The organism is Bradyrhizobium sp., assembly GCF_035570375.1.
Taxonomy (GTDB): Bacteria; Pseudomonadota; Alphaproteobacteria; order Rhizobiales; family Xanthobacteraceae; genus Bradyrhizobium.
In genome coordinates this window covers 1-25,124 of sequence record NZ_DATMLW010000267.1, presented here as the reverse complement: position 1 = coordinate 25,124, position 25,124 = coordinate 1, and the positions used below count along the sequence as shown (strand labels likewise).

25 protein-coding genes are annotated in these 25,124 nt (G+C 61.7%); 17 read left to right on the top strand and 8 right to left on the bottom strand.

Annotation, left to right across the window (positions count from 1 at the left end; genetic code table 11):
* Nucleotides 1-98 precede the first annotated feature (98 nt).
* From VNX23_RS29500 to ilvC, 7 genes are all read left to right on the top strand, one after another.
* The gene (locus tag VNX23_RS29500; RefSeq protein ID WP_325635152.1) at nt 99-1,874 is read left to right on the top strand and encodes an acetolactate synthase 3 large subunit; all 1,776 of its coding nucleotides are present in this window, start codon (nt 99-101) and stop codon (nt 1,872-1,874) included.
* Between the two features lie 180 nt (nt 1,875-2,054).
* Nucleotides 2,055-3,038, top strand: a complete 984-nt coding sequence (locus VNX23_RS29495; protein ID WP_325635150.1) for a threonine dehydratase — start codon at nt 2,055-2,057, stop codon at nt 3,036-3,038.
* A 79-nt stretch (nt 3,039-3,117) separates the two neighbouring features.
* Nucleotides 3,118-3,660 (top strand): acetolactate synthase small subunit, encoded by a 543-nt coding sequence (ilvN, locus tag VNX23_RS29490; protein WP_325635148.1) that lies wholly within the window; start codon nt 3,118-3,120, stop codon nt 3,658-3,660.
* Between the two features lie 3 nt (nt 3,661-3,663).
* On the top strand, nt 3,664-4,359 hold the full coding sequence (locus tag VNX23_RS29485; protein WP_325635145.1) for a class I SAM-dependent methyltransferase: 696 nt from the start codon (nt 3,664-3,666) through the stop codon (nt 4,357-4,359).
* 171 nt (nt 4,360-4,530) lie between these two features.
* Nucleotides 4,531-5,406 (top strand): EamA family transporter, encoded by an 876-nt coding sequence (locus tag VNX23_RS29480; RefSeq protein ID WP_325635143.1) that lies wholly within the window; start codon nt 4,531-4,533, stop codon nt 5,404-5,406.
* Between the two features lie 9 nt (nt 5,407-5,415).
* Nucleotides 5,416-6,015 carry a LysE family translocator gene (locus VNX23_RS29475; RefSeq protein WP_325635141.1) on the top strand — a complete coding sequence of 200 codons (600 nt, stop codon included), beginning with the start codon at nt 5,416-5,418 and terminating at the stop codon, nt 6,013-6,015.
* Between the two features lie 149 nt (nt 6,016-6,164).
* Complete coding sequence (ilvC, locus tag VNX23_RS29470; protein ID WP_325635139.1) at nt 6,165-7,184, top strand: ketol-acid reductoisomerase; 1,020 nt, start codon at nt 6,165-6,167, stop codon at nt 7,182-7,184.
* A 374-nt stretch (nt 7,185-7,558) separates the two neighbouring features.
* On the opposite strand, the gene VNX23_RS29465 is transcribed toward ilvC, so the two are convergent.
* Nucleotides 7,559-7,951 carry a RidA family protein gene (locus VNX23_RS29465; RefSeq protein WP_325635137.1) on the bottom strand — a complete coding sequence of 131 codons (393 nt, stop codon included), beginning with the start codon at nt 7,949-7,951 and terminating at the stop codon, nt 7,559-7,561.
* 141 nt (nt 7,952-8,092) lie between these two features.
* Nucleotides 8,093-9,088: an AraC family transcriptional regulator gene (locus tag VNX23_RS29460; protein ID WP_325635135.1), complete on the bottom strand. Its 996-nt coding sequence runs from the start codon at nt 9,086-9,088 to the stop codon at nt 8,093-8,095.
* A gap of 204 nt (nt 9,089-9,292) precedes the next feature.
* On the opposite strand from VNX23_RS29460, the gene VNX23_RS29455 reads away from it, so the two are divergent.
* The 5 genes from VNX23_RS29455 to VNX23_RS29435 all read left to right on the top strand — a co-directional run bounded on the left by VNX23_RS29455 (nt 9,293) and on the right by VNX23_RS29435 (nt 14,565).
* Entirely contained in the window at nt 9,293-10,141 is an 849-nt protein-coding gene (locus VNX23_RS29455) for an SDR family oxidoreductase (RefSeq protein WP_325635133.1), read from the top strand.
* 47 nt (nt 10,142-10,188) lie between these two features.
* On the top strand, nt 10,189-11,004 hold the full coding sequence (locus VNX23_RS29450; RefSeq protein WP_325635131.1) for an MBL fold metallo-hydrolase: 816 nt from the start codon (nt 10,189-10,191) through the stop codon (nt 11,002-11,004).
* A gap of 252 nt (nt 11,005-11,256) precedes the next feature.
* Complete coding sequence (locus tag VNX23_RS29445; RefSeq protein WP_325635129.1) at nt 11,257-12,966, top strand: sulfatase-like hydrolase/transferase; 1,710 nt, start codon at nt 11,257-11,259, stop codon at nt 12,964-12,966.
* 63 nt (nt 12,967-13,029) lie between these two features.
* Nucleotides 13,030-13,329: a hypothetical protein gene (locus tag VNX23_RS29440; protein WP_325635127.1), complete on the top strand. Its 300-nt coding sequence runs from the start codon at nt 13,030-13,032 to the stop codon at nt 13,327-13,329.
* A 594-nt stretch (nt 13,330-13,923) separates the two neighbouring features.
* Nucleotides 13,924-14,565, top strand: a complete 642-nt coding sequence (locus VNX23_RS29435; protein ID WP_325635125.1) for a PilZ domain-containing protein — start codon at nt 13,924-13,926, stop codon at nt 14,563-14,565.
* Between the two features lie 141 nt (nt 14,566-14,706).
* Here the strand turns inward: VNX23_RS29435 and VNX23_RS29430 are convergent, their stop codons facing one another.
* Nucleotides 14,707-17,391, bottom strand: a complete 2,685-nt coding sequence (locus VNX23_RS29430; RefSeq protein ID WP_325635123.1) for an arylsulfatase — start codon at nt 17,389-17,391, stop codon at nt 14,707-14,709.
* A gap of 170 nt (nt 17,392-17,561) precedes the next feature.
* Between VNX23_RS29430 and VNX23_RS29425 the strand changes: the two genes are divergently transcribed.
* Both VNX23_RS29425 and VNX23_RS29420 read left to right on the top strand, forming a co-directional pair.
* Entirely contained in the window at nt 17,562-17,900 is a 339-nt protein-coding gene (locus tag VNX23_RS29425; protein ID WP_325635121.1) for a hypothetical protein, read from the top strand.
* Between the two features lie 43 nt (nt 17,901-17,943).
* Entirely contained in the window at nt 17,944-18,168 is a 225-nt protein-coding gene (locus VNX23_RS29420) for a hypothetical protein (protein WP_325635119.1), read from the top strand.
* Between the two features lie 51 nt (nt 18,169-18,219).
* Here VNX23_RS29420 and VNX23_RS29415 read toward each other — a convergent pair whose 3' ends face one another.
* Both VNX23_RS29415 and VNX23_RS29410 read right to left on the bottom strand, forming a co-directional pair.
* On the bottom strand, nt 18,220-18,516 hold the full coding sequence (locus VNX23_RS29415; protein ID WP_325635117.1) for a hypothetical protein: 297 nt from the start codon (nt 18,514-18,516) through the stop codon (nt 18,220-18,222).
* 337 nt (nt 18,517-18,853) lie between these two features.
* Nucleotides 18,854-19,174: a hypothetical protein gene (locus VNX23_RS29410; RefSeq protein ID WP_325635115.1), complete on the bottom strand. Its 321-nt coding sequence runs from the start codon at nt 19,172-19,174 to the stop codon at nt 18,854-18,856.
* A gap of 265 nt (nt 19,175-19,439) precedes the next feature.
* Between VNX23_RS29410 and VNX23_RS29405 the strand changes: the two genes are divergently transcribed.
* Together VNX23_RS29405 and VNX23_RS29400 are read left to right on the top strand one after the other, a co-directional pair.
* Complete coding sequence (locus VNX23_RS29405) at nt 19,440-20,078, top strand: hypothetical protein (protein WP_325635113.1); 639 nt, start codon at nt 19,440-19,442, stop codon at nt 20,076-20,078.
* Between the two features lie 134 nt (nt 20,079-20,212).
* Complete coding sequence (locus tag VNX23_RS29400) at nt 20,213-20,842, top strand: class I SAM-dependent methyltransferase (RefSeq protein ID WP_325635111.1); 630 nt, start codon at nt 20,213-20,215, stop codon at nt 20,840-20,842.
* Nucleotides 20,843-21,112: 270 nt separating this feature from the next.
* On the opposite strand, the gene VNX23_RS29395 is transcribed toward VNX23_RS29400, so the two are convergent.
* The 3 genes from VNX23_RS29395 to VNX23_RS29385 form a co-directional block, all read right to left on the bottom strand.
* Nucleotides 21,113-22,078 carry a DnaJ domain-containing protein gene (locus VNX23_RS29395; protein WP_325635109.1) on the bottom strand — a complete coding sequence of 322 codons (966 nt, stop codon included), beginning with the start codon at nt 22,076-22,078 and terminating at the stop codon, nt 21,113-21,115.
* Nucleotides 22,079-22,248: 170 nt separating this feature from the next.
* Nucleotides 22,249-22,548, bottom strand: coding sequence for a hypothetical protein (locus VNX23_RS29390; RefSeq protein WP_325635107.1), 300 nt, complete (start codon nt 22,546-22,548; stop codon nt 22,249-22,251).
* Nucleotides 22,549-23,034: 486 nt separating this feature from the next.
* The gene (locus VNX23_RS29385) at nt 23,035-24,108 is read right to left on the bottom strand and encodes a class I SAM-dependent methyltransferase (protein ID WP_325635105.1); all 1,074 of its coding nucleotides are present in this window, start codon (nt 24,106-24,108) and stop codon (nt 23,035-23,037) included.
* Between the two features lie 478 nt (nt 24,109-24,586).
* Here VNX23_RS29385 and VNX23_RS29380 point away from each other — a divergent pair, with 478 nt between their 5' ends.
* A complete protein-coding gene (locus VNX23_RS29380) occupies nt 24,587-24,850 on the top strand; it encodes a hypothetical protein (protein ID WP_325635103.1) in 264 nt (87 codons plus the stop codon).
* Nucleotides 24,851-25,124 lie beyond the last annotated feature (274 nt).

The window sequence follows — 25,124 nt, the reverse complement described above, 5'->3', positions numbered from 1 at the left end:
GGTGCGCATGGGCCTCTTCGGGCCCTTTTTTATTTCCCAAACCAGACAGCCTCACAAACCAAGAAGCCGCGCAAAAAACAGCGCATCCGGAGCAAGATATGAGTGAGAAGAGCCACGATCCGAACCAGATGACCGGCGCCGCCATGATCGTGCGCGCGCTGATCGATCATGGCGTGCAGCACATCTTCGGCTATCCGGGCGGCGCGGTGCTTCCGATCTATGACGAGATTTTCCAGCAAGACGCGATCGAGCACATCCTGGTGCGGCACGAGCAGGGCGCGGGCCACGCCGCCGAGGGCTATGCGCGCTCGACCGGAAAACCTGGCGTGGTGCTGGTGACCTCGGGGCCCGGCGCCACCAACATGGTGACGCCGCTCACCGACGCGCTGATGGATTCCATACCGATCGTCTGCATCACCGGACAGGTGCCGACCCATCTGATCGGCAATGACGCGTTCCAGGAGTGCGACACCGTCGGCATCACCCGTCCCTGCACCAAGCACAATTGGCTGGTGCGCGATGTCAAGGATCTCGCCAAGGTGCTGCACGAGGCTTTCTATGTCGCAAGCACCGGGCGTCCCGGGCCGGTCGTGGTCGATGTGCCGAAGGACGTACAGTTCGCAACCGGCACCTATCACCCACCGCGCAAGTCCGACGTGCATGTGTCCTACGTGCCGCGCGTCAAGGGCGATGCCGGACAAATCCGCAAGGCGGTGGCGATGCTCGCTTCCGCCAGGCGGCCGGTGATCTATTCCGGCGGCGGCGTCATCAACTCGGGGCGCGAAGCCTCGAAACTCCTGCGCGAGCTGGTCGAGGTCACGGGCTTTCCGATCACCTCGACCTTGATGGGGCTGGGTGCCTATCCGGCGTCGGGCAAGAACTGGCTCGGCATGCTCGGGATGCACGGCACTTATGAAGCCAACATGGCGATGCATGATTGCGACGTCATGCTGTGCGTCGGCGCGCGTTTCGACGACCGCATCACCGGGCGCACAGACGCGTTCTCGCCAGGCTCGAAGAAGATACACATCGACATCGATCCGTCATCGATCAACAAGAACATCCGCGTCGACGTGCCGATCATCGGCGATGCCGCCAACGTGCTCGGCGACCTCCTGCAGGTGTTCAAGGCGGAAGCGAAGAAGCCCGACATCCGGCCCTGGTGGCAGCAGATCGCGAAATGGCGTGCGCGCAATTCGCTGTCCTACCGGCAGAACAACGACGTGATCCTGCCGCAATTCGCGATCCAGCGGCTGTTCGAGGCCGTGCGCCGGCGCGATGTCTACATCACCACCGAAGTCGGCCAGCACCAGATGTGGGCGGCGCAGTTCTTCGGCTTCGAGGAGCCGCACCGCTGGATGACGTCGGGCGGGCTCGGCACCATGGGCTATGGCCTGCCGGCGGCGGTAGGCGTGCAGGTCGCCCATCCCGACAGCCTGGTGATCGACATCGCGGGCGACGCGTCTGTCATGATGACCATGCAGGAGATGTCGACCGCCGTTCAGTACGAACTGCCGATCAAGATCTTCATCCTCAACAACCAGTACATGGGCATGGTGCGGCAGTGGCAGCAGCTTCTGCACGGCAATCGCCTGTCGCATTCCTATTCCGAAGCCTTGCCGGATTTCGTCAAGCTGGCGCAAGCCTATGGCTGTGTCGGCATCCAGGCGACCAAACCCGGTGATCTCGACGGCGCGATCAAGGAGATGATCAGCGTCAAGCGCCCGGTGCTGTTCGATTGCCGCGTGGCGACGCTCGAAAATTGCTTCCCGATGATCCCGTCAGGCAAGGCGCACAACGAAATGCTCTTGCCTGCGGAAGCCAATGACGAAGCGACCGCGGAAGCCTTTGCGAGCGGAAAGGCGCTGGTGTGAGGATGGGCGCTTTCAGCAATTTCTCTCTTCATCTCGCCCCGCTTGCGGGGAGAGGTCGCGCTGAAAGCGCGGGTGAGGGGGAGTCCCCGCAAATGCGCCTGTACCCCCTCACCCCAACCCTCTCCCCGCAAGCGGGGAGAGGGGGCGTAGCGGCGTGTGCGGAAGCGGAGAGGTGCCATCATGTTTAACCTCGCCGAACTCGAACGCGCCCACGAAATCGTAGGCCGCGCGGTGCCGCCGACAGCAGCGCATGCCTGGCCGCTGCTTTCCGAGCGGCTGGGTGCGAGCGTCGTCGTCAAGCATGAGAACCACACACCGGCCGGCGCCTTCAAGGTGCGTGGCGGGCTTGTCTATGTCGAACGTCTCAAGCGTGAGCATCCGCAAACAAAAGGGCTGATTTCGGCCACGCGCGGCAATCACGGCCAAAGCGTCGCCTTTGCCGGACGCCGCCACGGCCTGCCGGTGACCATTTACGTTCCGCGTGGCAATTCGCTCGAGAAGAACCGCGCGATGGCCGCGTTCGGCGCCAATCTGATCGAATATGGCGCCGATTTTCAGGAGGCGCGCGAAGAGGCTGTCAGGCATGCCGCGCGAGATAGCCTGCACATGGTGCCGTCGTTTCATCCCGATATTGTGCGTGGCGTCGCCACTTACGGACTCGAGCTGTTCCGCGCCGCGCCCGATCTCGACGTGCTCTATGTGCCGATCGGGCAGGGGTCGGGCATTTGCGGCTGCATCCTGGCGCGCGACCTGCTGGGGTTGAAAACCGAAATCGTCGGCGTGCAATCGACGGAAGCGCCGTCCTATGCGCTGTCGTTTGCGGCGGGCACCGTCGTTTGCACCAACAGCAGCAACACGCGTGCCGACGGAATGGCAACCCGCGTGCCCGATGCAGACGCGCTCGACATCATCCGCAAAGGCGCTTCCCGCATCGTGCAGGTGACCGACGACGAGGTCGCTTGCGCGATCCGCTATCTGTGGACCGACACGCATAACCTTGCCGAAGGCGCGGGAGCAGCGCCGCTCGCCGCGGCGTTGCAGGAGAAGCCAAGACTGCGCGGCAAGCGCGTCGGCCTCGTGCTGAGCGGCGGCAATATCGATTTCGATTTGTTTCGCAGCTGGGTGATGGCGGATGCCGGCATCGGAGAGAGGGTCGTCGCGTGATGATGAACCCGAACCGCAATCGCTCTTTTCACCTCTCCCCGCAGGCGGGGAGAAGGGGCACTTTTGCCAGGGGACAATCATGAACCAGCCCGCATCCGCCTACTTTATGGAAGAGCGCCACGATCCCAACGAGTCGCACACGCTCTCGGTGCTGGTGCAGAACGAGCCCGGCGTGCTCGCCCGCGTGATCGGGCTGTTTTCGGGTCGCGGCTACAACATCGAAAGCCTCACGGTGTCGGAGACCGAGAGCCAGAAGCATCTCTCCCGCATCACCATCGTCACTACGGGTACGCCGATGGTGATCGAGCAGATCAAGCATCAGCTCGATCGCATGGTCCCGGTCTATCGCGTCGTCGACATGACGCTGACGGGTCGCTCGATCGAGCGGGAACTGGCGATGGTGAAATTGCGCGGCACCGGCGAGCAGCGCGTCGAGTCGCTGCGGATGGCGGAAGCCTTTCGCGCCCGCGTGATCGACGCCTCGATCGAAAGCTTCGTGTTCGAGATCACCGGGACCTCCACCAAGATCAACCAGTTCATCGACCTGATGCGTCCGCTCGGCCTTGTCGAGGTGTCGCGCACCGGTGTCGCCGCGATCAGTCGCGGAGCCGAGGGGATGTAAGGCATGCTGGCGCGCGACTGGTACTACAACGAGCGGCGGCGGATCGGGCTCGATTCCGCCGTCGCGGCGATTTACGACCATCGCGACGACCGCGACCTGTGCGCCCGCGCCGCGCTTTCCATGCTCGGCGTCAAGCCCGGCTGGCGCGTCGCCGATATCGGCTGCGGCAACGGCATTCTGGCCTGCGAGGCCGCGTTGATGGGCGCCGAGGTCGACGCCATCGATATTTCGCCCGCGATGCTGGCGCTCGCGGAAATCCAGGCGCGTGACCGCAAGGTCGCGATCCGCACCCAGACGGCCGGCTTGCTGAGCTTCGATTATCAGCCCGACAGCTATGACCTGATCGTCAGCGAGTTCGCGCTGCATCATCTTCCCGATTTCTGGAAGGCGGTGGCGTTGGCGCGGATCTTCGCCGCACTCAGGCCGGGCGCGAATTTTTACCTGCGCGACATCGTGTTCGTCTCGACCCCTGACGGCGAGGAGCGCAACGTCGAGCAATGGGCCGATTTCAGCATCAAGAATCATGATTTCGACCGCAGCAGCGTCGTCACCCATATGCGCGACGAATACTCGACTTTCGGCTGGGTGATCGAGCGCATGCTCGCCGATACCGGATTTGCGCTGATCTCGGTCGACTATCACGCGCCACTGCACGGCACCTATCTGCTGCGCAAACCGAAGCACGGCGAGCAGGGCTGAAGTTGTGAGAGTTGGTCTCGCTTTCGATCCTTGCCCAGCTCTGCTCCCTCTCCCGCTTGCGGGGGAGGGGTGGGGTGGGGGCGTCTTTTCGGCAAGCAGCGGCCCCCACCCGCATCGCATCTTGCGATGCGATGCGACCTCCCCCGTAAACCGGGGAGGTAGGGGTTTGGCATGAAACCCGCCGACGTCGGCCTCGCCGTCATGGTGGCGGTGATCTGGGGGCTTGCCTTTGTCGCGAGCCGGATCGCGCTCGACGAACTGTCGCCCGTGCTGATGACGGCGTTGCGGTTTTCCATTGCCTCCGTGCCGTGCCTGTTCGTACCGCGCCCCAAGGTCGCTTGGCCGATCCTGGTCGCGACCAGCTTCACGCTGTTTCTCGGCCAGTTCCTGGCGCAGGCTTACGGCATCGCCCACGGCGTGCCCGTCGGCCTGTCCTCCGTCATCGTGCAGAGCCAGGCGCTGTTCACCATCGCCTTCGCCGTTGTCGCGTTTGGTGAATGGCCGACGCGGATGCAGGCAATCGGCATTGCGATTGCGGCCTGCGGGCTTTTGATGATCTGCGGCACCGTGGGCTATGACTTCGGCGTGGCCGCGTTCGCGGTGCTGATGATCTCGCCGATCAGTTTCGCAATCGGCAATCTGCTGTTGCGGCGGGCGCAGGACGTGCCGATGTTTGAGCTGTCCACGTGGCTTTGTTTGGTCGCCGCGGTGCCGCTTCTGGCGCTCGCCTTGGCAAGCGACGGCGTGCAGCCGACCTGGTACGCGCTGACGCACATGTCGGCGACGGTGCTGGTCTGCATGCTCATTATCGGCGGCGTCTCGACCTGCATCGCCTATTGGCTGTGGGGACGCTTGTTGCGCGACTACACCGCAGCGCAGGTAGCTCCGTTCGCCTTGCTCGTGCCGTTCGTTGGGTCGGCGGCCTCGAGCATCGTCTTTCATGAAACCTTCGGGCCGCTTCGTCTGGCCGGCATGCTGACGGTGATTGGCGGCATCGCCGTGATGCTGCTGTCGAAGCGCGCGCAAATTCAACCGAAGCTCGCATGAGGAAGCGCGATGTCCAACCCGCTGCTGATCGCTTTCGTCCTGTTCGCCGCGGTGATGTTCTTCACGCCGGGGCCGAACAACATCATGGTGATGTCCTCGGGGCTGACTTATGGCTTCCGCCGCACCCTGCCGCATATCGCCGGCGTCGTCATCGGGTTTGCCTTCATGGTTGGCGCGGTTGGCCTCGGCTTCGGCACGATCTTCATTGCTTTTCCGGTTTTGCAAGTCATCCTCAAATATGCCGGCGCGGCCTACCTAATCTATCTCGCGGTGATGATCGCCTTGTCGGGTCCGCCGAAGCCGGGTGAAACCGGGCGCAGGCCGCTCACCTTCTGGCAGGGTGCGATGTTTCAGTGGGTCAACGTCAAGGGCTGGGTCGCGGTGATCGGCACGATCACCGCCTACGCGGGAATCGCAAATTTCCCGTTCAACATCGTGATCCAGGTCCTGACCTTCCTGGCGATGGGCGCTGCCTCGATCACGATCTGGACGCTGTTCGGCAGCGCCTTGCGGCCGTTTTTGACGTCGCCGCAAGCAGTGCGGGGATTCAATATCGCGATGGCGTTGTTGCTACTGGCCTCGCTCTATCCAGTCTTCATGGACGCATGAGTGGAGGCAAAACCATGCGAGAAGAGGGTTTCCCCTCAGCGGAAAAAGCTTTAGACAACGCCGGAAATTTACGGGCGCCCGGCGATCTGATCCAGTCCGAAAGCCTGACCCATCGGCCGATTTCGGCCCCCTGAAATGAGGAAACCATCATGCGAGTTTATTACGATCGCGACGCCGACCTGAACCTGATCAAGGGCAAGAAGGTTGTCATCGTCGGCTATGGCAGCCAGGGCCATGCCCACGCGCTGAACCTGAAGGACTCCGGCGTCAAGGAAGTCGCCATCGCGTTGCGCAAGGGATCGGCGTCCGCGAAGAAGGCGGAAGCCGCCGGCTTCAGGGTGATGGAGGTGGCCGAAGGCGCCAAATGGGCCGATCTGGTGATGATGCTCACGCCCGACGAATTGCAGGGTGACATCTACCGCGAGCATCTGCACGACAACATGAAGAAGAACGCGGCGCTGGTGTTCGCCCACGGGCTGAACGTGCATTTCAACCTGCTCGACCCGCGTGGCGATCTCGACGTGCTGATGATCGCGCCGAAGGGCCCGGGCCACACCGTGCGCTCGGAATATCAGCGCGGCGGCGGCGTGCCCTGCCTGATCGCGATCGCCAGGGACGTCTCCGGCAACGCCCATGATCTGGGCTTGAGCTATGCGTCCGCGATCGGCGGCGGCCGCGCCGGCATCATCGAGACCACGTTCAAGGAGGAATGCGAGACCGACCTGTTCGGCGAGCAGGTGGTGCTTTGCGGCGGCCTGGTCGAACTGATCAAGGGCGGCTACGAGACGCTGGTGGAAGCCGGCTACGCGCCGGAGATGGCGTATTTCGAGTGCCTGCACGAGGTGAAGCTGATCGTCGACCTGATCTACGAAGGCGGCATCGCCAACATGAATTATTCGATCTCCAACACCGCCGAATACGGCGAATATGTCTCAGGCCCGCGCATCATCACCGACGAGACCAAGAAGGAGATGCGCCGCGTGCTCGCCGACATCCAGTCCGGCCGCTTCGCCCGCGACTGGATGCTGGAGAACAAGGTCAACCAGACCTCGTTCAAGGCGACCCGCGCCAAGCTCGCCACGCACCCGATCGAGGAGATCGGCGCCAAACTGCGCGACATGATGCCGTGGATCAAGAAGGGCGCACTGGTGGACAAGACGAAGAATTGACAACCGTCATTGCGAGGACCGTAAGCGACGAAGCAATCCAGCACTTCCAGAACTTCTGGGTCGCTTCGCTTGCGCTCGCGATGACGAAAGCGAGGCATCGAGTCGATCTGGCTTCATCCAGCTTCAGGGCTTGATCCACGGTTTTATGGCGAGATCGCGCGAGCGCGATCTCGATGATCAAGAAGGGCGCGCTGGTGGACAAGACGAAGAATTGAGGCTCGTCGCTTTCTTGTCCCTCCCCCGCGAAGCGTGGGGAGGGAAGGCCGTAGCGAAGCGAAGGCCAGGGAGGGGGCGCTGCAAGTATACCCCCCACCCCGGCTCGCTTTTTGCTCGCCGACCCTCCCCACAAGGGGGAGGGATGAGACGACAGCGTCCTACACCGCCGCGATGCAGTCGATCTCGATATCGAAGCGTCCAAACCATTGCGGCACGCAGACAAAAATCCGTGCCGGCGGGTCTTTCGGGAAATACCGCGCGTAGATCGCGTTGACGGCAGCGAATTTGTCGGCTGAGGTGCAGTAGACGTTGCATTTGAGGACGTTTTCCAGCGAGGAGCCCGCGGTCTCGAGGCAGAGCTTCATTTGCTCCAGAACCAGCTCGGTCTGGCGCTCGATCGAGGCGTCCGCGACCGCGCCGTTTTTCGGATCGAACGGCGGCAGCCCCGAAACGTAGATCGTGTCGCCGTGCCTCGTGACGACCGACGCCGGCGCCTTTACCCGTTCCAGATAGGTCGACAGGGGTTCGACACGGATCGTTTCTTTCGGCATCGCTTTCTCCGCTGGCGACCGGCGCCTTGCGCTTTATGGCATGGCGGAGTGACAAGATGCTTCGATAATGATCGAAGCATTGCGGTCCGCCGCATGGGGTCCCTGGGAAGCGCGGCGCAATCGTCGCAGGCGGCGTCGCCGCTAGCGCGGGCTAGTCCCCGCCGTGCGCGCGAGCGTCTCGGAAGGACGCTCGCCGAATGCCTTGCGATAATCCCTGGCGAAGTGGCCGAGATTTCCAAAGCCACAGGCGAAGGCGACCTTTGTCACCGATGTCTCGGCGTTGGGCGCGGAGAGTTGCTTGCGCGCCTCTTTGAGCCGGACCATCCGGGCAAAGGCCATCGGCGAATAGCCTCGGGTTTTGCGGAATGACCTGAAGATCGCGCGCGCGCCGACGCCGGTCTCCTCCACCAGGCTTTCAATTCCGATCGCCCGATCCCAATGCGCCTCGATATATTGCTCCGCCAGCCGCACATGCGACGGCACGGTGTCTCTTGCCTTGCGATCCAGGAGATGACTGAACGTGTGCGGGTTGGCGTACAGGAATGCCACAAGGATAGCCTCTTCAAGTTCGTAAAGCACCGCCGTCGGCAGCGGATCGCAAGCCGCATCGAGCTGTTCGGCAAAAAACCGGACCAGGCGCCAGAGGTTTTGCAGCTGCGGATGGTTTCGATCCACCGCGGCTTCGAATTCAAATCTGCCGTTTGGCCGGGCACCCAAAAGACACGCAAGCTTCCGTTCCAGGGCGCAGGAGTTGATGCGGATATTCAGCCAGTCGTGGCTGCCTTCGACCGCAAGACCGGTACTTTGGCCCGGCGAGATGATGCAGGACTGGCGGCCGTCGATGGTCACCTTGTTCCTGCCGATGGTCGCTTCGCATTTGCCGGTCATGGCCGTCAGCAAGCGGAAGCGATCGCCTTCCGGATAGTCGACGAGCGCGCCGAAATTGCAGGCGCCGTAGACAAGCCCGAGATCCTGAAGCTGAACCAGGTTTCCCATCGCCCTGAGGCTGGAGCGATGTTTGACATCGGCCCTGATTGCGCCGAACCGGGTCAGCAGGGCATTCCTGAATTCGTCGGGGTCCGTGGTTCTGAAGACCGGATATCGCTGCAGCGGATCGGACAGGGCAGGGGAGGCCATGGTTTGGTAGGTCGCTCCGGTTTCCAGGCGGAAATATGATTGTGGTCAGCGTAATATACGAGCGCAATTAGCGCCATATGTCAAAAAGCGCATGTTTTGCCCAAAGAGACGGCAGGCTCGGCTCGTGACGATTTGCGCCACCCCTGACTGTCCATAGGGGGAACAGGCCATCGGATTTGGAAACTTCCAGTCAGGAATCACATCATGCGATCTGTTGTCGTCACCGGCGCATCGACGGGCATCGGCTGGGCCACCACGAAGCTGCTATTGGACCGCGGATTTCGCGTGTTTGGCAGCGTGCGCAGGCAAGCCGATGCGGAACGCCTGCGCCGCGAATTCGGCGCCAATTTCATCCCGCTTTTGTTCGACGTCACGGAAGAAGCCGCAGTCCTCGCCGCCGCGCGCGAGGTCCGCACGGCGTTAGGCGGCGAAACGCTTGCCGGTCTCATCAACAATGCCGGCATTGCCGTCACGGGTCCGGTGCTGGGTCTCGCCGCCGATGAGTTTCGCCGGCAACTGGATGTCAACGTGATCGGGCCGGTGATTGCCACACAGGCTTTCGCTCCGCTGCTCGGGGCCGACGCATCGCTGAGGGGGGCGAAGGGGCGCATCGTGATGGTCAGTTCGCTCGCCGGCAAAAACGGCAACCCGCTGACCTCGGCCTATTCCGCCTCCAAGCACGCGCTTGAGGGCTTTTCGGAGGGCCTGCGCCGCGAGTTGATGCTGTTCGGCATCGATGTCATCATCGTCGCGCCGGGCGCGGTGAACACGCCGATCTGGAGCAAGGTCGAGGAAGTCGATGTTTCAGCCTACCGGAATTCGCCATTCTTTCCGGCGATGGAAAGAATCCGGAAATTCATGCTCGAACTTGGCGAGAACGGATTGCCGCCGGAACGGGTAGCGGAAGTGATCTTCGGCGCGCTGACGTCGGCAAACCCCGGGGTGCGCTACCAGATCGCACCGGATCCGGTGCAGCAGTTCATGATCAATGTCCTGCCGAAACGGATGGTTGACCGGATCATCGCCAAGCGGCTTGGATTGTCGCCGCCGTAAGCTCTGGAAAAAGCTACGGCCATCGCCTGCGAGCGCGGAGGTTTGTGATGCCGGTTCATATCTGCAACACGTGCGGCACCTCCTATCCGGACACGGCGCAGCCGCCCGGGCGCTGTGCGATCTGCGAGGATGAACGGCAGTACGTAGCCCGCGGCGGACAGGCCTGGATCACGCGAGAAAGGCTCGCGGCCACGCACGCCAACGCCTGGCGGCGCCTGGAGGCCGATCTGTTCGAGATTCATACCCAGCCGGAATTTGCGATCGGCCAGCGCGCGCTGCTGTTGCGGACGCCGCAGGGCAATATTCTCTGGGACTGCATCGCGCTGTTCGATGATGCGACCGAAGCCCTCCTTCGCAGCCTTGGCGGCATCAAGGCAATCGCCATCTCGCATCCGCATTACTACACCTGCATGCAGGATTGGGCGCACGCTTTCGAGTGTCCTATCCATCTGCACGCGGCCGATGCCGAATGGGTCATGCGCGGCGATGGAGCGATCCGCCATTGGCAAAGCGAGACGCTCGAGCTGCTGCAGGGCGTGACGCTCCTGCGCCTCGGCGGCCACTTTCCGGGCGGCACGGTGCTGCATTGGACGGACGGCGCGGACGGAAGCGGCGCGCTCTTGAGCGGCGACATCGTCCAGGTCGCCGCCGACCTTGGCCGGGTGTCGTTCCTTTGGAGCTATCCGAACATGATGCCGCTTGCGGGAGTGACCGTGCGCCGTATCGCCGACACCCTCAAACCCTGGCCGTTCGAGCGGATTTACGGGGCTTTTCCCGGGCGGCAGGTGATGGAGAACGGCGCGCGAGCGGTCGAGCGATCGGCGGCGCGCTACATCGAGCTCCTGGAAAGCCGTCAGCCGTAAACGCGCTGTCAGGCCGGTCGTCGACTCCTCATCGATGGAACGGCCAAGGGCCCCCGGCAGCCTATAGCCGACTCCGGCCTCGATGGCCGGGGTTAACCCAAGGTTGTCCCTGGGCAGCCATATTCATTGCGCCTTCATGAAGGTTCCATTACATTTTTATGACACGTGGCGGGTTTCCCGGCTCCGCCGTGCGCTTCCTGGTCGTCGCCAGCCAAGGCCAAGGTTTGCCGGGTGCAGTTTGCGTCCCGATCCATGGCAAGCCCGCCAAATTCAGGCCCCTCCGCTGCCGCCGCCATCGCCGGACTGGCCGCCCATGGCATATGGCGCCTGCTTGCAGTTGCTGCACCGCATCTGGCCGCGCTGGTCGTGATGCTTGAGACCGAGATCGACTTTCCCTCGCGGCTCGGCTTCCTGCTGTCATGGGGAATTCTGAATTTTTTCTGGATCGCCCTGTTGCGGCGACCTGCGCTCTCCGGCGCCTTGTCGCTGTCGCTGGTCGTGGTGCTGATCCTGTTGTCGCGGTTGAAGCACGATATCGTGCAGATGACCGCCAACTTCGTCGACCTGATGGTGATCGACCGCGACAGCGCGGCATTTCTGTTTACGATCTTTCCCAACCTGCGCTGGTCGGTGATCGCTTCCGTGCTCGTCATTCTCCCGTTGATGTACGCACTGTGGTGGCTCGATCCGTTTCGAATCCCACGCCTGCCGGCGCTGGCCGGCAAGCTCGCCTGCCTTGCCGCGCTCGTCGGCTATTCCATCACCATGCCGGAGGAAGCCTGGCGCGGCTATTACGACGACGGCTACCTGTCGAAATTTGCCCGCTCCGGGGTGACCGCGGTCTCGGATTTCGTCAATTACGGCTTCATGGAATCGGACGCGGTCGCGGCCGAACGGTTGAAGGTGCCGCTCTTCGATTCCTGCCGGCCCAAGGGCCTGCGGCCGAACATCATCATGGTTCACGACGAGTCGAGTTTCGACATCCGCCAGGCTGATGGCGTCAAGGTGCCCGCTGGCTACGGCAGTCATTTCAAATCGTACGACGGAAGGATGCGCAAGTTCCTCGCCGAGAGCAATGGTGGCCCGAGCTGGTTTACCGAATACAACGTGCTTGCGGGGCTCTCCTCGCGCTCGTTCGGCCGGTTCTCTTATTTCGTGACCCGGATTGCCTCCGGCCGCGTCGGGCGCGGGCTGCCGCTCGCGCTGCGCCGCTGCGGATATGAAACACTTTCGCTCTATCCCGCGTTCGGCGCGTTCATGAGCGCGCGCAGTTTCCAGATCACCACCGGCATCCAGCATTTCTACGACGCGCACGATCTTGGCGCGAAAGACGTCGAGCCCGACAGTTTCTTCTACGACAAGGCGCTCGGGCTGATGTCGCAGCACGCGCCCAACACGCCGCTGTTCGTGTTCGTCTATCTCGGCGCCAACCACTTTCCATGGGAAACGCGGTTTCGCCCCGACCTGACGCCCGCCTGGCGCAACACCGGCAACGAGCCGGTGGTCGACGAATATCTGCGCCGGCAAACGATGAGCGCTGCCGATTACGCCGCCTTCATCGCAGGCCTGAAGAAGAAGTTTCCCTCGGAGCCTTTCCTGATCGTGCGCTACGGCGATCATCAGCCGGAATTCTCGCCGCGTCTGCTCGATCCCGCTCTCGACGAGGCGGGTATCGGCAGGAAGCTCGAAAGCTATGATCCACGCTATTTCGCCACTTATTACGCCATCGATGCCATCAATTTCGAACCTGTGAAAAGCCCCGCCGTGATGGATACGATCGACGGGCCCTATCTGCCGCTCGTGATCCAGGAGGCCGCCGGCATCCCGCTCGATCCATCCTTCGAGGAGCAGAAGCAGATCATGCTGCGATGCAAGGGTCTATTCTATGCCTGCAGGAGCGGGGCCGAAGCCCGCCGTTTCAACCGCCTCTTGATCGACGCCGGTCTGATCCAGGGATTATAGGTTCTGCAGGGCAAACACCGCGCGACCGTCCGCCCCAAGGTGCTGCACGCTGACCCGCGGAACATGGCTGCTTTCGCCGCGTTGGTCCTCGTCATCCTGGCGAGTTCGTCCATGAACGACCGGAAACTTTTGCAGGCGGTCACGTTTCATCTCGTGATGGGAGCGGCTTTGGGAGCGATCTTTGCGGTCCTGCTGCTCGCTGTCGACGCGCAGCATCTTCTGCACGTGATCCTGCACAGCACCGCACCGACGCAGACGCTGATCGTGTTCGTGTCCTTCATCTCCATGTATTTCGGTTTCGGCGCAGCGATCACCGGATTTCACTTTGTGATCAGCGACGACAATTTCGAGCGCAGGCGCTGACGAGGCTGGGCAGTCGTAATGACCAGGAGATCGTCCGTAGCGACGAGCCAAGCTTCTGCTAAATTCACCGTCATCGCGAGGAGCGTAAAGCGACGAAGCGATCCAGGCCGTCCTGTCCAACTCTGGATTGCTTCGCTTGCGCTGCAATGACGGACGCTTGCGAGCTCGCAATGACGGAAATGGCTTGCTGAAAGTGGGTTGCGAGGATCGCTATTCGATCACTTCGTCGGCACGGGCCAGCAGTGTTGACGGCAGCTCCAGGGCCAGCGTCTTGGCTGTTTTTGGATTGAGAACGGGATTGTATTTCGAGGCCTGCTCCACAGGCAGGTCGCGTTATCGAATGCCGGCCAGGCACCTTCCGGGCGAGCTCTCGCTATGGTTGCATTGACGCAAGGGCTCCATCGACCGGGACGCCGCAGCCATGGCGCCCGAACGGCGATCATCGGTTGAAGCTTGCAGGCGATTTTCATTCGCTGTTCGATGCCGTTCGGTCATCGATAACCATGGGCCGCGATAGGTATCCTGTGCAGGTTTTTGTTAAGGTGCTCCTCTTAAGGGAAGGGTTTCTTAACGACCTCCCACAGGACCTCTGCCGTGCCGACCGAAAGGTTTCTCAAACAGCGCGCTGTCAAGATCGCCGTTGACGGGCATTACACGCTCCCCAACCGGTACGATCCGAAAGGAAGGCTTCGTACCTTCACCTGCCGCACCACCCGTATCTCGCCGTACCGGATGCTGGTTGACGTGCCCGTCCTTGGCAAGGTTGGTGACCGCCTCACGTCCTACTTTCGTGAATTCGGCAAGCTCGATGGTCACATCAGCGACACCAAGCCGGGCCGCTTCCTGCTCGAACTCGACGTCAGCCATGCCATGCGCGAGAAGCTCTCCAACAAGCTCACCTGGCTGGAAGGAAAGCTGAAGGATCGCAAAATTGTTGACAAGAGATGGCATCCGCGCGTGGTCCCGGCGCGGCCGTATTCGACGGTGACCCTTGCCGACGGCAGCATCCACGAGTGCAGCGTCATCGACATGTCGATGAGCGGAGCTGCGGTCTGCGCGCAGATTCAGCCGCCGATCGGCACGCCGCTTGCGGTCGGCGCCTGCGTCGGCCGTGTCGTCAGATATTTTGCCGACGGCTTTGCGATCAGGTTCGTCGAAATGCAACACCAATATAACCTTGACCGGTTCGTGCTGCGACAGGGCGCTGGCGGCGAAGGCGGCGGTCGATTTCCATGAACCCAGGTCAGGCTTCCAGCGGCAGTTTGATTCTTGTCTGATCCATGGCGTGCGCGATGTTGCGCGCCGACACGACGACCTGCGCCCGGCCATGACGAAGCGGACGAATGATGCGCCCGCACGTCATGCCCAGCCGCCGCACTACTGAAGGCACTTCTTCACGAACTGCACGCGTTCGGCGAGGCCCAGGCCCTGCGCCCGAGCTACCTTGCGGCAGGCCTCGCCCGTCTCGAGAAAGATCTCGGCCTTCCGGGCGAGGCTCAGCCCGATATCGCTCGACACCGGAGTGCCTCCGGCTGCTGCGGGTTGACCGTTGCCGGCATCGGCGGAAGGCCCGTCGCCCGCGGCGCGCGCCGTTTCCATCAGGCGCTTGACGTCATCGGGGCTGAGCTTCGGCCGCTCGATGGTGAGCGAGACCTTGTTCAGCTTGCCGGTGAAGACGAACGGCGTCGAATAATCGTCATCGTCCACCGGCGTGCCGGTATCTGATCCGATGTCGAGCGACTCGTCCCATTGCAGGATGAACGGAATCGTGCGCTCCATTTTCTCTGTTGCCACGGCCGTGCCGTCGACCTTCAGCACGCCGGTGCCGCCCTGGCCGACGCCGCTGAAATTGCCGAACGCGATGGTCGCGGGCCCCATACCGTCATACTTGAAGTCGAATTCGAGCACGTGCTTGCCCGGCGCGAGTTCCGGTCCTTCCCAGCGCACGCGCTTGAGATCGACCAGATTCCAGGTGAACACCGGCTTGTTCTTCAGGACGTAAAAGCCGTAGCCGGCGAAGCGTCCGCCTTGGGTGATCAGCATGCCCTCGGCGCCGCCTTGCGGAATCTCGACGTCCGCCTTGAAGTTGTACGAGGCGTTGAGCAGGCTCGGCGCATCGCCGTTGGGAATGCCGGTGATCGGCCGAATCCACTCAAAGGAGGTGCGCCCGGCGCTCAGGCTCGGCCGCTGAGTGACGAGCCGCCCCACGACCGACGAATCCAGCGGCAGCACCTGATATTTCTCGGCTTCCTTCCAGAACAGCTCCTGCAACTCCTTTAGTTTTGCAGGGTTCCTGGCCGCGACGTCCTCGAACTGGGTCCAGTCGTTCCTCAAATCATAAAGTTCCCACGGGTAATCTTGCGGGTTCGGAACCTTGGCAACTGTAACCCACGGAGCTCGCATCACCTTGGTGCTGGCGATCCAGCCCTCGCTGTACATGGCGCGGTCGGCGAACATCTCGAAATACTGCGTCTTGTGCGTCGAGGCCGCGTTCTTATTCTTGCTGTCGAACGTGTACATCATGCTGACGCCCTCGATCGGGCTCTGCTTGATGCCGTCCACCACCGTCGGCTGCTTGATATTGGCGGCTTCCAGGATAGTCGGCACGACGTCGATGACATGGTGGAATTGGTTGCGAATCCCGCCCTTGTCGGTGATCACCTTCGGCCACGAGATCGCCATGCCCTGGCGCGTGCCGCCGAAATGCGACGCGATCTGCTTGGTCCAGGAGAACGGCGTGTCGAAGGCCCAGGCCCAGCCGATCGACATGTGGTTGTAAGTCTTGTCGGTGCCCCAGACGTCATAGAAATATTTGAGCTGCTGCTCGACGCTCGGATTGGCGCCGTTGAACATCGCGACTTCATTCGGCGTGCCGTTCGGCTGGCCTTCGGCGCTCGTGCCGTTGTCGCCTTCGATGTAGAAAATCAGCGTGTTGTCGAGCTTGCCGAGATCGTCGATCGCCTGGATCACGCGGCCGATCTCGTTATCGGCGTAGGCGACAAACGCGGCGAACACTTCGACCTGTTTTAAAAACAGTTTCTTTTCATCCGCATTGAGCTGGTCCCATTCCTTGATCAGATCCTGCGGCCACGGCGTGAGCTTCGCGTCCTGTGGAATCACGCCTAATCGCCTCTGGTTAGCGAAGATCGTCTCGCGCAGCTTGTTCCAGCCATCGTCGAACAGATGCATGTCGCCGATCTTCTTCACCCACTCGGGTGTCGGATGGTGCGGCGCGTGGGTCGCCCCAGGCGCGAATTTGACGAAGAAAGGCGTATCTGGCGCCAACGCATTCATCCGGTTGACGTAGTCGATCGCCTCATCCGCCATCGCTGTCACCAGGTTCCAGCCTGGCTTGCCGACATAAGGATAGATCGGCGTGGTGTTGCGGACGAGGTTGCCCGGCTCCCATTGATTGGTGTCGCCGCCCATGAAGCCGTAGAAATATTCAAAGCCCATGCCGGTCGGCCATTGATCGAACGGGCCCGCCTGCGAGGCCTGGTATTCCGGCGTGTTGTGGTTCTTGCCGAACCAGGCGGTGTGGTAGCCGTTGTCGGTCAGGATGCGGCCGATCGTGGCCTTGTCCCTGGTGATGACGCTGTCGTAGCCGGGATAGCCGGTGGCCTGTTCGGCGACGACCCCGTAACCGGCCGAATGATGATTGCGCCCGGTGATCAGCGCCGCGCGCGTCGGCGAACACAACGCTGTCGAGTGGAAGTTGGTGTAGCGCAGGCCGTCTCTCGCGATACGATCGAGCGCGGGCGTCGGAATGACGCCGCCGAACGTGCTTGCCACGCCAAAACCGGCATCATCGGTGATGATCAGGAGCACGTTGGGCGCGCCCTTCGGCGGCACGATACGGGCCGGCCAATACGGCTTTGATTGCTTCGCATCGCGTTCGATCTTGCCGTCGAATTTCTGCGGCGGTGGTGGAAGCTGGTCGCCGGGAATGGTGATGGTGGCGCTCGCCGAGCCCGGTACGCCGTTGATTTCCTGTGCGAGCGAGCCTGCGCACAATGCGAGGCTCAGCGTCAGCGTTGCGACGCTCAACTGAAAATTTCTCATCGCAAATCCCTCCCGCAAAACATGCCCCGCAAATATCGTGCTAGGATGGACGAGAACCTGTTTCGAAAATTTGATATGAATCAACCGACGCGATGACATTTCGAAGATCTTTCGCGATTTGAGCGAAGGCGAATAAGCAAGAATAAGCAAAACGAGGAGGAAAAGTTCTGATGTCCGGATTTCAGGCCGCAATTTTGCCGATCGTTTGCGCGTTGCTCGGCCTTTCCATTTCATTCGCACATGCCGGTCCCTGCACGGCCGAAATTTCCCGGTTCGAGAAGGCGATCCGCGATTCCGCAAGCAATCCCTACGCCGGATTGATGGCGCCCCAGTCGGTCGCCGCGCAAATCGACCGGCAACCGACACCCGAATCCCTCAAGCAGACCCAGGATCGCTTGCGCTCGCAATTCGCAGCGACGATGGCGCGCGCCAAACGACTGGATACCAAAGGCGACCGCGCAGGCTGCACGTCCGCGCTCAACGCGGCAAGGCGGATGTATATACTTTGATGCAAACGACAGTTGGGCGGCGTCGAGCAGGGAGCGCTTGAAGATGAAAGTGAAGATTCTCCGCGCGATTCTGGCGATATCGGTATGTCTGATGCCTGCGATCGCGACGGCCCATGAAGAGGTGTTTTACCCGCGCGGGGCGTGTCGCATCTATGTCGACACCGACCTGATCCGGCTGCCCAAGCAGTGCGGGACGACGGCGATCCCCGCCCATTCGCGCACGATATTTGCGTCGCATATCAGGCGGCTGTTCCGTCTTTACGACTGAAGCGGGGATTGCCTCGAGGGCAACAGGTCGCGCCGGCCGCAAGTCTTACCGTCACGGCTTGGTCTTGACCTGACTGGTCGTCGCGACCTTCTTCGCCGGCTTACTTGGCTTGACGGGAGGCGGCGGTGGAGGCGGCAAGATGATGACCGGGTCCTGCACGGTCTGTAGCGGCGGCGGCTCGCGCACGCCGTTGCGCAGATCCTGCAACCAGTCCTGGAGTGCGTAACCGGCGTGAACGACCGAGCCGGGAACGGTCGCTGCAAATTCTCCGGTCTGGGCCAGAAGGCTTCCCGATGAGACCAACAGAGCGGCCACCAGAAAGGCCGAAATCGTCAAATGAGATCGCATCGGGACAATCCCTCTATTCGGATGCCTTATTCATATGCCAATGCCTTGGCGAAGGTTCGGCCACCCTGGCATCGCTGGCCAGCTGCAACTCTTAGCGCGGTAACGCCCATTCGTACAGGTCGACTGTCGCGCAAGGAAAATCACCCGGTCGACTGTTGCCTTATTGTCAATCAAAGGCAGTCGCCGGCCGGTTGCAAAGTCGCGCAATTCAGTAATCATGCGCTCCTCGCGCACAGCCCTCGTTGCCGGGCGCGAGGAAGCGGCTGGTGGAGTTAGGAATTTGACATTCGCTAACGAACTCGCGGCCAAGCGGGGTGCGAACGTCAAATTCACTCCACTAGTAGCAGGGTTGATAGGGGTAATATCCGCAGCGATAGGCCCCGTAGGCTCCATAAGCGCCGTAGGCGGCTGCGCCGACCGCGGCAGCTCCGACGCCGACCGCCACGCCACGACGAACGGCCGCACCGCGGTAGTAGGCTCCGCGATAGGCAGCCCCGCGATAGGCCGCACCACGATAAGCGGCACCGCGATAGGCGCCGCCGTGATAGACGCCGCCGGCGCGAACGGCGCGGTAGGCCAGGGCGTCATTCGAAATCATCGTCAAACAACCGATGCCGGCAATCGCGGCTGCGAAAAGAGCAATGGTCCGACGCGACATGATCGATCTCCTCTTTCAGGTAGTTGCCAACCATCGCAAGACAGTTTTGTTCCGCATTGACCTAGCTCAAACAGGAAGGAGAACCGCGCCTCGACTCCGGCAAGACCATCTGCCGTGGCTGTTGAGATTTGGCCGAAGGCGCGCTGAACGGCCGCTGACTGCCCGCACGGATGATTTAAGGTATCCGGCGCGGCAATCGCCGTTTTTCCGCCATCGCTTGGCGTGCTATTGTCGATGCTTGGAGGACAAGATCGGGGAGGGGGCCATGTCAGTCGGTTTTCGTCAAGCTTGCGCCTGCGTGATCGTCATCGCGCCATTTCTTCTGGTCGGGACGTTTGAAGTCCGGGCGGCGGGTGATGATGCCAAGCTTTGCGCCAAGGAATCCGGTGATGCCGCGATCGAGGCATGCTCGCGCGCCATCAAGTCGGGCCGCTACAGGGGCCCCGGCCTCGCGCGCCAGTACCTTTATCGCGGCGTCGAGCGCGGATTGAAGCAGGAATACGATCTTGCGCTCGCCGACTATGGCGAGGCGGCGAAGATCGACAAGAAATACGCCGACGCTTTCTACAATCGCTGCGTTATCTTCAACCTCAAGAAGGACTACGATTCCGCGATCACGGATTGCAGCCAGGCGATCAAGCTCGGGCCGACACCCAAGGCAACCCTGGCTGCGGGAGGCGAGCAGCTCGGGAACGATCGCACGATCTCGGATTATTACGCCGAACGCGGCCTGGCGTATTTCAAGAAAGACGACCTCATTCATGCTTTGGCCGATTTCGACAACGCCATCCGCATGAATCCAAAGAATGGCAGGGCGCTCAAAAACCGGGGGCTCGCCTATCAGGCCAAGGGCGACGCGCGCGCCGATGCCGATCTTGACGCGGCAAAACAGCTCGGGGAGTGAGACCGGCAGTTGGCGTGATCGGCGCCTGCGCCATTGCCCCTTTCGGGCCGGCAAACGATATTAGCTTATACGGGTCATTCGCCCGCGCCGCACCTGCGCGGCGCGGGTCGCCAGCTCGTCTACGGAATCGATTCATGGGTGAGGAAAACCGCAAGACCCATTGGGAAACGGTCTACACCACCAAGGGTGAAAGCGAAGTCAGCTGGTTTCAGGACAATCCGGCGCTCTCGCTCGCATTGATCGACCTCGTCCGGCCGGCACACGATGGGACAATCGTCGATATCGGCGGCGGCACATCGCGTCTGGTCGACAATCTGCTTGCGCGCGGGTTCGAACACGTGACGGTGCTGGATATCTCGCAAGCCGCGCTCGACGTTGCCCAGGCGCGGCTTGGCAAACGCGCCAGCGCGGTGCAATGGATCGCAGCCGACGTCACCCAATGGCGGCCGGCCCAAACCTTCGATGTCTGGCATGATCGCGCCGCCTTTCATTTTCTGGTCGATGCGGCCGATCGCGCCGCCTATATCGCGCGGCTGAAGGAAGCTGTCGCGCCCGGCGGTCACGTGATCATCGCGACCTTCGCGATCGACGGCCCGGAAAAGTGCAGCGGGTTGCCGGTGAATCGCTACGACGAGGCGCGGCTTTCCGAGGAATTGGGAAAAGGCTTCGCGTTGATCCACGCACGCCGGCACGATCACACCACACCCTGGCTTTCCGAACAGCGTTTCCAGTTCTGCGTTTTCCGGCGGACGCATTCAGGATGATGTCAAAAGGAAAGCCGGCTCGTGAGCGGCCGGCACGACGCGTCGGCTAAAAGCATTGAAACAGGAACGACTGAAGGAAACCCCATGACGGAGCTATATCGGAAACGACGCGCCGGGCCGCACTCGGCGCGATGGCCGCGACGCCTGCGCTTGCCCTGAGCAGTGCGCCGCAACGGCGCAGGCTCAAGGTGCGCAAAAGGACTTTCGTTCTCGTCCACGGCACCTGACACGGTGGCTGGTGCTGGCGCCGCGTCGCCGATGCGTTCGAACCTAATTGAAACTGGCTGATACAACCGGTTCATCTCGCCGCGAGTACACATATTCGTAGCGCGGCGGTGGAACGACCGCCACCACCGGCCGTCGCGGCGGCGCTGGCGCTGCGACAGGCGCGCTTGCGGTCTTCTCCGAATGCGGCTTCGCGGCGACGACCGATGCGGGCTTGCCAGGATGGCTCTGTTTTTCGATGCGCTTGGCGTGCGCGATGTCGGCGAAGGCGCGATCGAATTTTCTCAGGCGATAAAACACGATTCCCCGGTCGATGTATGAAACCGAAAGGTTCGGATCGAGCTGGATCGCCTGGTCGAGATCGGCGATGGCGCCGTTGAAGTCGCCGTTGCGATAGGCGGATATTCCCCGCGCATGAAAGAACGTGGCGTAGTCGGGGACGGAGGCCGGCAGCGCGGCGAGATTGAGCACCGGTGCGCTGTTCACACTGCCCGGGGCTGCGGCGGCGCCAGTGGTGACGAATTCGGCGAGGACCGTATTCTCCTGGTTTGCGCTCGATGCATTCGCCTCGGCTGGACGTGGAGGCTCGGAAGGCCTCACGGCCGCGGTTTCCGTCGGTACGCGCGGCGTCGCTTCGGCGTTGTTTGCGGTGGCAACCGGCGCCGTCGACAGATGCATGAGCAGCAAAAAGCTTCCGACCGACACGATCGAAGCCACCGCAAACGTCATCACGCCCGAGGCTACCCGGTGAACCGTGGCCGCGATCGGGAGTTTGGCGGCCTGCTCCTTCTCGAGCTGCGCCAGCGCCAGCAAATGGTCGTAAGCCGCCCGCTGTTCCGCATCGGTAAGGATTCCGTGCGCGCGGACGATCTGCCTGAACTTCAATGCAGCGTCCGGGTCGCCGGGCTTGAGGTCGGGATGGGCATTTTTGACGGCCCGCCGGAATGCGGTCCGAAGACCTTCCGCGTCATCGCGCGGCAAAGCGCCGAGCAAATCGTAAAGCGTGTCCATCGCCGCTCTCGCTGCAGGATTTCCACGTCTCCGTCCGAAATTCTCGCCGCGAATTTGGCTGCGGAGTACGCGTCAACTAGTTTCACCGCCGCCTTAAGGATGTTGATCCAGTGGGGCAAAAAAATGACTGGGAGATTAAGGGACGAGAAGTTTGCGCTCTGCGGAATTTTCTATTGTGCCGACGTCACTTCGCACGAGGCCTGCAGCAGCTTGAGGCGGTTACGGACGGTCTTTTCCGCATCTTTATAACATTTTAGCTCGTATGCGAGCTTCAGCCGCGCCCATTGATCGGGGTCGAGCGTCTTAAGATTTGCCCGAACGAAGCCACAATCTGGCGCGGGTTGTGGCGCAAGCAAGGCGCTATCTGGTCGACATGTTTGCACGCCGGGGGCGATCGGCGAAGCCTTCGACGCGCCGACCGGATCGGAACCCGCCGCGCAGCCGGAAAGTCCGGCCGCCCAGACCATCACGCAGGCCGTCCGAAGCGAAGATATCCAGGATTTGTCGCACATGTCTTTGGGCCCGGCCTCGGCAAGCGAATACCACTAGTGATCGGCAACATTCGGTTGCGCGAACACGAGTTGAAATCATCGCTGGCGCGGGGGGCCTGATTTCTCATTCGCTGCTCACCTGGCCGCGGGCCCTCTCAACGCGAAATGTCGCATCTTGCGCACATCACCTGAACGAACCTTCTTCAGCAATGTGCCTGGGCCGCCGACCAAGCCGTCTCGGTTCTGAATGGAAAGGTTGAATCTCGGTCTAACTTTTATGGCAAATCAATCGCTAAGCGCTTGCTGCGGTCTTCTCAGCCGATGAGGCCTGGCCGGCTTGCCCCGCGCTTCGTCATTGCCGGGACTGAACACTTGATCCGGTAATCCATCTCCTTCGAAAAATTTTCATGATTGATGGATGCCCGGATCAGATCCGGGCATCACGTCGCGAGAATTGAGAGAGGCTCAGAGCCTTGCTTCGAGGACCATGTTGAACGGCGTCTCCGCCGCGCGTCGGAAGCGCCTGAAGCCGCCTTCCATCACGACCTTTTTCAGCCGAGCCTCGCCGGCCTGCGCGCCGAGCGCGAGACCGACTTCCTGCGAAAGCGAAGCCGGGACGCAGATCACGGTCGAGGCCGCATAAAACACCGCGCCGACCGGATTGAGATTGTCCTCGAGCCGGTCCTGCGCAAACGGCTCGACGATCATCCATGTGCCGTCGCTCGAAAGCGTCTCGCCGACGTGACGCGCCGCGCCGGCGGGGTCGCCCATGTCGTGCAGACAGTCGAAGAAGCAGACGAGGTCAAATCCTCTGGCAGGAAACGTCTTCGCCGTGGCGATCTCGAAGCTGACGCGATCGCCGACGCCTTCTTCCCTGGCCGCCTTGCGCGCCGCCTCGATCGAACCCGGGTGATAATCGTAACCGTAGAATTTCGAATTCGGGAACGCTTTCGCCATCAGGATGGTGGATGCGCCGTGTCCGCAGCCGACATCCGCGACGTTGCCGCCGCGTTGCAGTTTAGCCGATACGCCGTCGAGCGCGGGCAGCCATTCATTGACCAGGTGGTGATTGTAGGCGGGACGGAAGACGCGCCGCGTGCCGCAGAACAGGCAACCATTGTGCTCATGCCATGCGAGCTTGCCGTCGGTCCTGAATGCGTTGGCGATCTTGGGCGTGTCATCGAACAGACCGCGAGCGACGTCGAAGAAGCCGGCCATAAAGACCGGGCTGCCTTCGTCGGCAAACACCATCGCCTGTTCGGGAGAGAGGGAGAACTCGTCCTTGGCCTTGTCATAGGTGACGTAACCCTGCGCGGCCTGGGCCGAGAGCCATTCTCGGATCAGGCGCGGCGAGGTGCCGGTCTCCTTGGCCAGCGTCGCCGCTGTTACCGGGCCCGATTTCGACATGGATTTGTAAAGGCCAAGCTGATCGCCAAGATGGACAAGTACGGAATTGGTGAGCGCACCGAGATCTCCGAGCATGCGGCCGACAAAGGCGTTCAACTTGTCGGGATCAACGTTCTGGGCAACTTCAGGCATTTGGACCTCCTGATTTGCTGATTTGCAGGGCTGCTTTCGGCTGCGGCGAACCACGTGTGACCGGCTCGGCAGCGACACGTCTTAGGTGCGTCCGATGGCCTCGAATTTGGTTCAAGCACGTCAGCGAAAATGCTGGATCGGCTTGCCTTCGGTCAGCGCTTGCGGTGATGCGCGAACGGTCAAGCCGGGCGGCGTCACGCGTTCGTTACCGAGCCACGCCGTTGTTTCTGATCGCGCAATCGAGCCAGCAGGGTCGTTGTCGGTGCCGAACTGATTCAAACACGACAGCGAATTTCAGCGGCGACGAGCGGCTCTTTCAATAAACATTTCTTTAGTTTGGCTGGCGAACAGCGGGAGTATCATTTGAAACGGACCGGCTCCGCCAATGCATCGCCGGTGCAATGACGATTTGAGCAATGGAGTGATTTACGAGTCGCGTCCGCTTTTGGCTTTTCACCTTTACCGAAGGGAGAATAGCATGACGAAACTCACGCTTCTTGGCGCCGCCGTCATCGTCATGACGTACACGCTGTCAGGCCCAGCCGCTGCGCAGCACAGGGTCGCCCCGGCCGTCAACCCGTATACCGCAGGCGACTGGTGCCCCGGCAGGGAGCCGGGAAATCCGTACACCAAGGAAGAGGACTACATGGCCTGGAGCGGCTGGCGGTCCCGCGGCGGATGGGATGACCGCAACGACTTCAACTGTCCGCCACGTATCCGCTATCACGCTGCCGGATTCTAGTTCTGGTCGCGCTAAAGCGTGATGATTTCCGGTTGATCGCGTTGTCAATCGTGCAGTTCACCTCTCCCGCCGGGGAGAGGTCGGATCGCGATAGCGATCCGGGTGAGGGGACGTCGCTCTAGCGTAAGACCGCAACCCCTTGTAAGTCGAAAGTCCGTTCGTCTGGTATTGTAGACGGTGCGGTGACGGACGGGAGTCCGCAGACCCCAAGGTCGTTGCAGACCGTGGGTGAGACAGGTGCCCCGTCCGTCAGTCCATCGAACCCGAACAGTCG

Excerpts from the sequence above, each read along its gene's own strand:
- ilvN (WP_325635148.1), top strand. The coding sequence starts at position 3,118 with ATGAACCAGCCCGCATCCGCCTACTTTATGGAAGAGCGCCACGATCCC.
- VNX23_RS29445 (WP_325635129.1), top strand. The coding sequence starts at position 11,257 with ATGGCAAGCCCGCCAAATTCAGGCCCCTCCGCTGCCGCCGCCATCGCC.
- VNX23_RS29460 (WP_325635135.1), bottom strand. The coding sequence starts at position 9,088 with ATGGCCTCCCCTGCCCTGTCCGATCCGCTGCAGCGATATCCGGTCTTC.
- VNX23_RS29440 (WP_325635127.1), top strand. The coding sequence starts at position 13,030 with ATGGCTGCTTTCGCCGCGTTGGTCCTCGTCATCCTGGCGAGTTCGTCC.
- VNX23_RS29410 (WP_325635115.1), bottom strand. The coding sequence starts at position 19,174 with ATGTCGCGTCGGACCATTGCTCTTTTCGCAGCCGCGATTGCCGGCATC.
- ilvC (WP_325635139.1), top strand. The coding sequence starts at position 6,165 with ATGCGAGTTTATTACGATCGCGACGCCGACCTGAACCTGATCAAGGGC.
- VNX23_RS29415 (WP_325635117.1), bottom strand. The coding sequence starts at position 18,516 with ATGCGATCTCATTTGACGATTTCGGCCTTTCTGGTGGCCGCTCTGTTG.
- VNX23_RS29465 (WP_325635137.1), bottom strand. The coding sequence starts at position 7,951 with ATGCCGAAAGAAACGATCCGTGTCGAACCCCTGTCGACCTATCTGGAA.
- VNX23_RS29420 (WP_325635119.1), top strand. The coding sequence starts at position 17,944 with ATGAAAGTGAAGATTCTCCGCGCGATTCTGGCGATATCGGTATGTCTG.
- VNX23_RS29485 (WP_325635145.1), top strand. The coding sequence starts at position 3,664 with ATGCTGGCGCGCGACTGGTACTACAACGAGCGGCGGCGGATCGGGCTC.
- VNX23_RS29500 (WP_325635152.1), top strand. The coding sequence starts at position 99 with ATGAGTGAGAAGAGCCACGATCCGAACCAGATGACCGGCGCCGCCATG.
- VNX23_RS29400 (WP_325635111.1), top strand. The coding sequence starts at position 20,213 with ATGGGTGAGGAAAACCGCAAGACCCATTGGGAAACGGTCTACACCACC.
- VNX23_RS29480 (WP_325635143.1), top strand. The coding sequence starts at position 4,531 with ATGAAACCCGCCGACGTCGGCCTCGCCGTCATGGTGGCGGTGATCTGG.
- VNX23_RS29455 (WP_325635133.1), top strand. The coding sequence starts at position 9,293 with ATGCGATCTGTTGTCGTCACCGGCGCATCGACGGGCATCGGCTGGGCC.
- VNX23_RS29385 (WP_325635105.1), bottom strand. The coding sequence starts at position 24,108 with ATGCCTGAAGTTGCCCAGAACGTTGATCCCGACAAGTTGAACGCCTTT.
- VNX23_RS29425 (WP_325635121.1), top strand. The coding sequence starts at position 17,562 with ATGTCCGGATTTCAGGCCGCAATTTTGCCGATCGTTTGCGCGTTGCTC.
- VNX23_RS29380 (WP_325635103.1), top strand. The coding sequence starts at position 24,587 with ATGACGAAACTCACGCTTCTTGGCGCCGCCGTCATCGTCATGACGTAC.
- VNX23_RS29430 (WP_325635123.1), bottom strand. The coding sequence starts at position 17,391 with ATGAGAAATTTTCAGTTGAGCGTCGCAACGCTGACGCTGAGCCTCGCA.
- VNX23_RS29450 (WP_325635131.1), top strand. The coding sequence starts at position 10,189 with ATGCCGGTTCATATCTGCAACACGTGCGGCACCTCCTATCCGGACACG.
- VNX23_RS29475 (WP_325635141.1), top strand. The coding sequence starts at position 5,416 with ATGTCCAACCCGCTGCTGATCGCTTTCGTCCTGTTCGCCGCGGTGATG.
- VNX23_RS29495 (WP_325635150.1), top strand. The coding sequence starts at position 2,055 with ATGTTTAACCTCGCCGAACTCGAACGCGCCCACGAAATCGTAGGCCGC.
- VNX23_RS29405 (WP_325635113.1), top strand. The coding sequence starts at position 19,440 with ATGTCAGTCGGTTTTCGTCAAGCTTGCGCCTGCGTGATCGTCATCGCG.
- VNX23_RS29395 (WP_325635109.1), bottom strand. The coding sequence starts at position 22,078 with ATGGACACGCTTTACGATTTGCTCGGCGCTTTGCCGCGCGATGACGCG.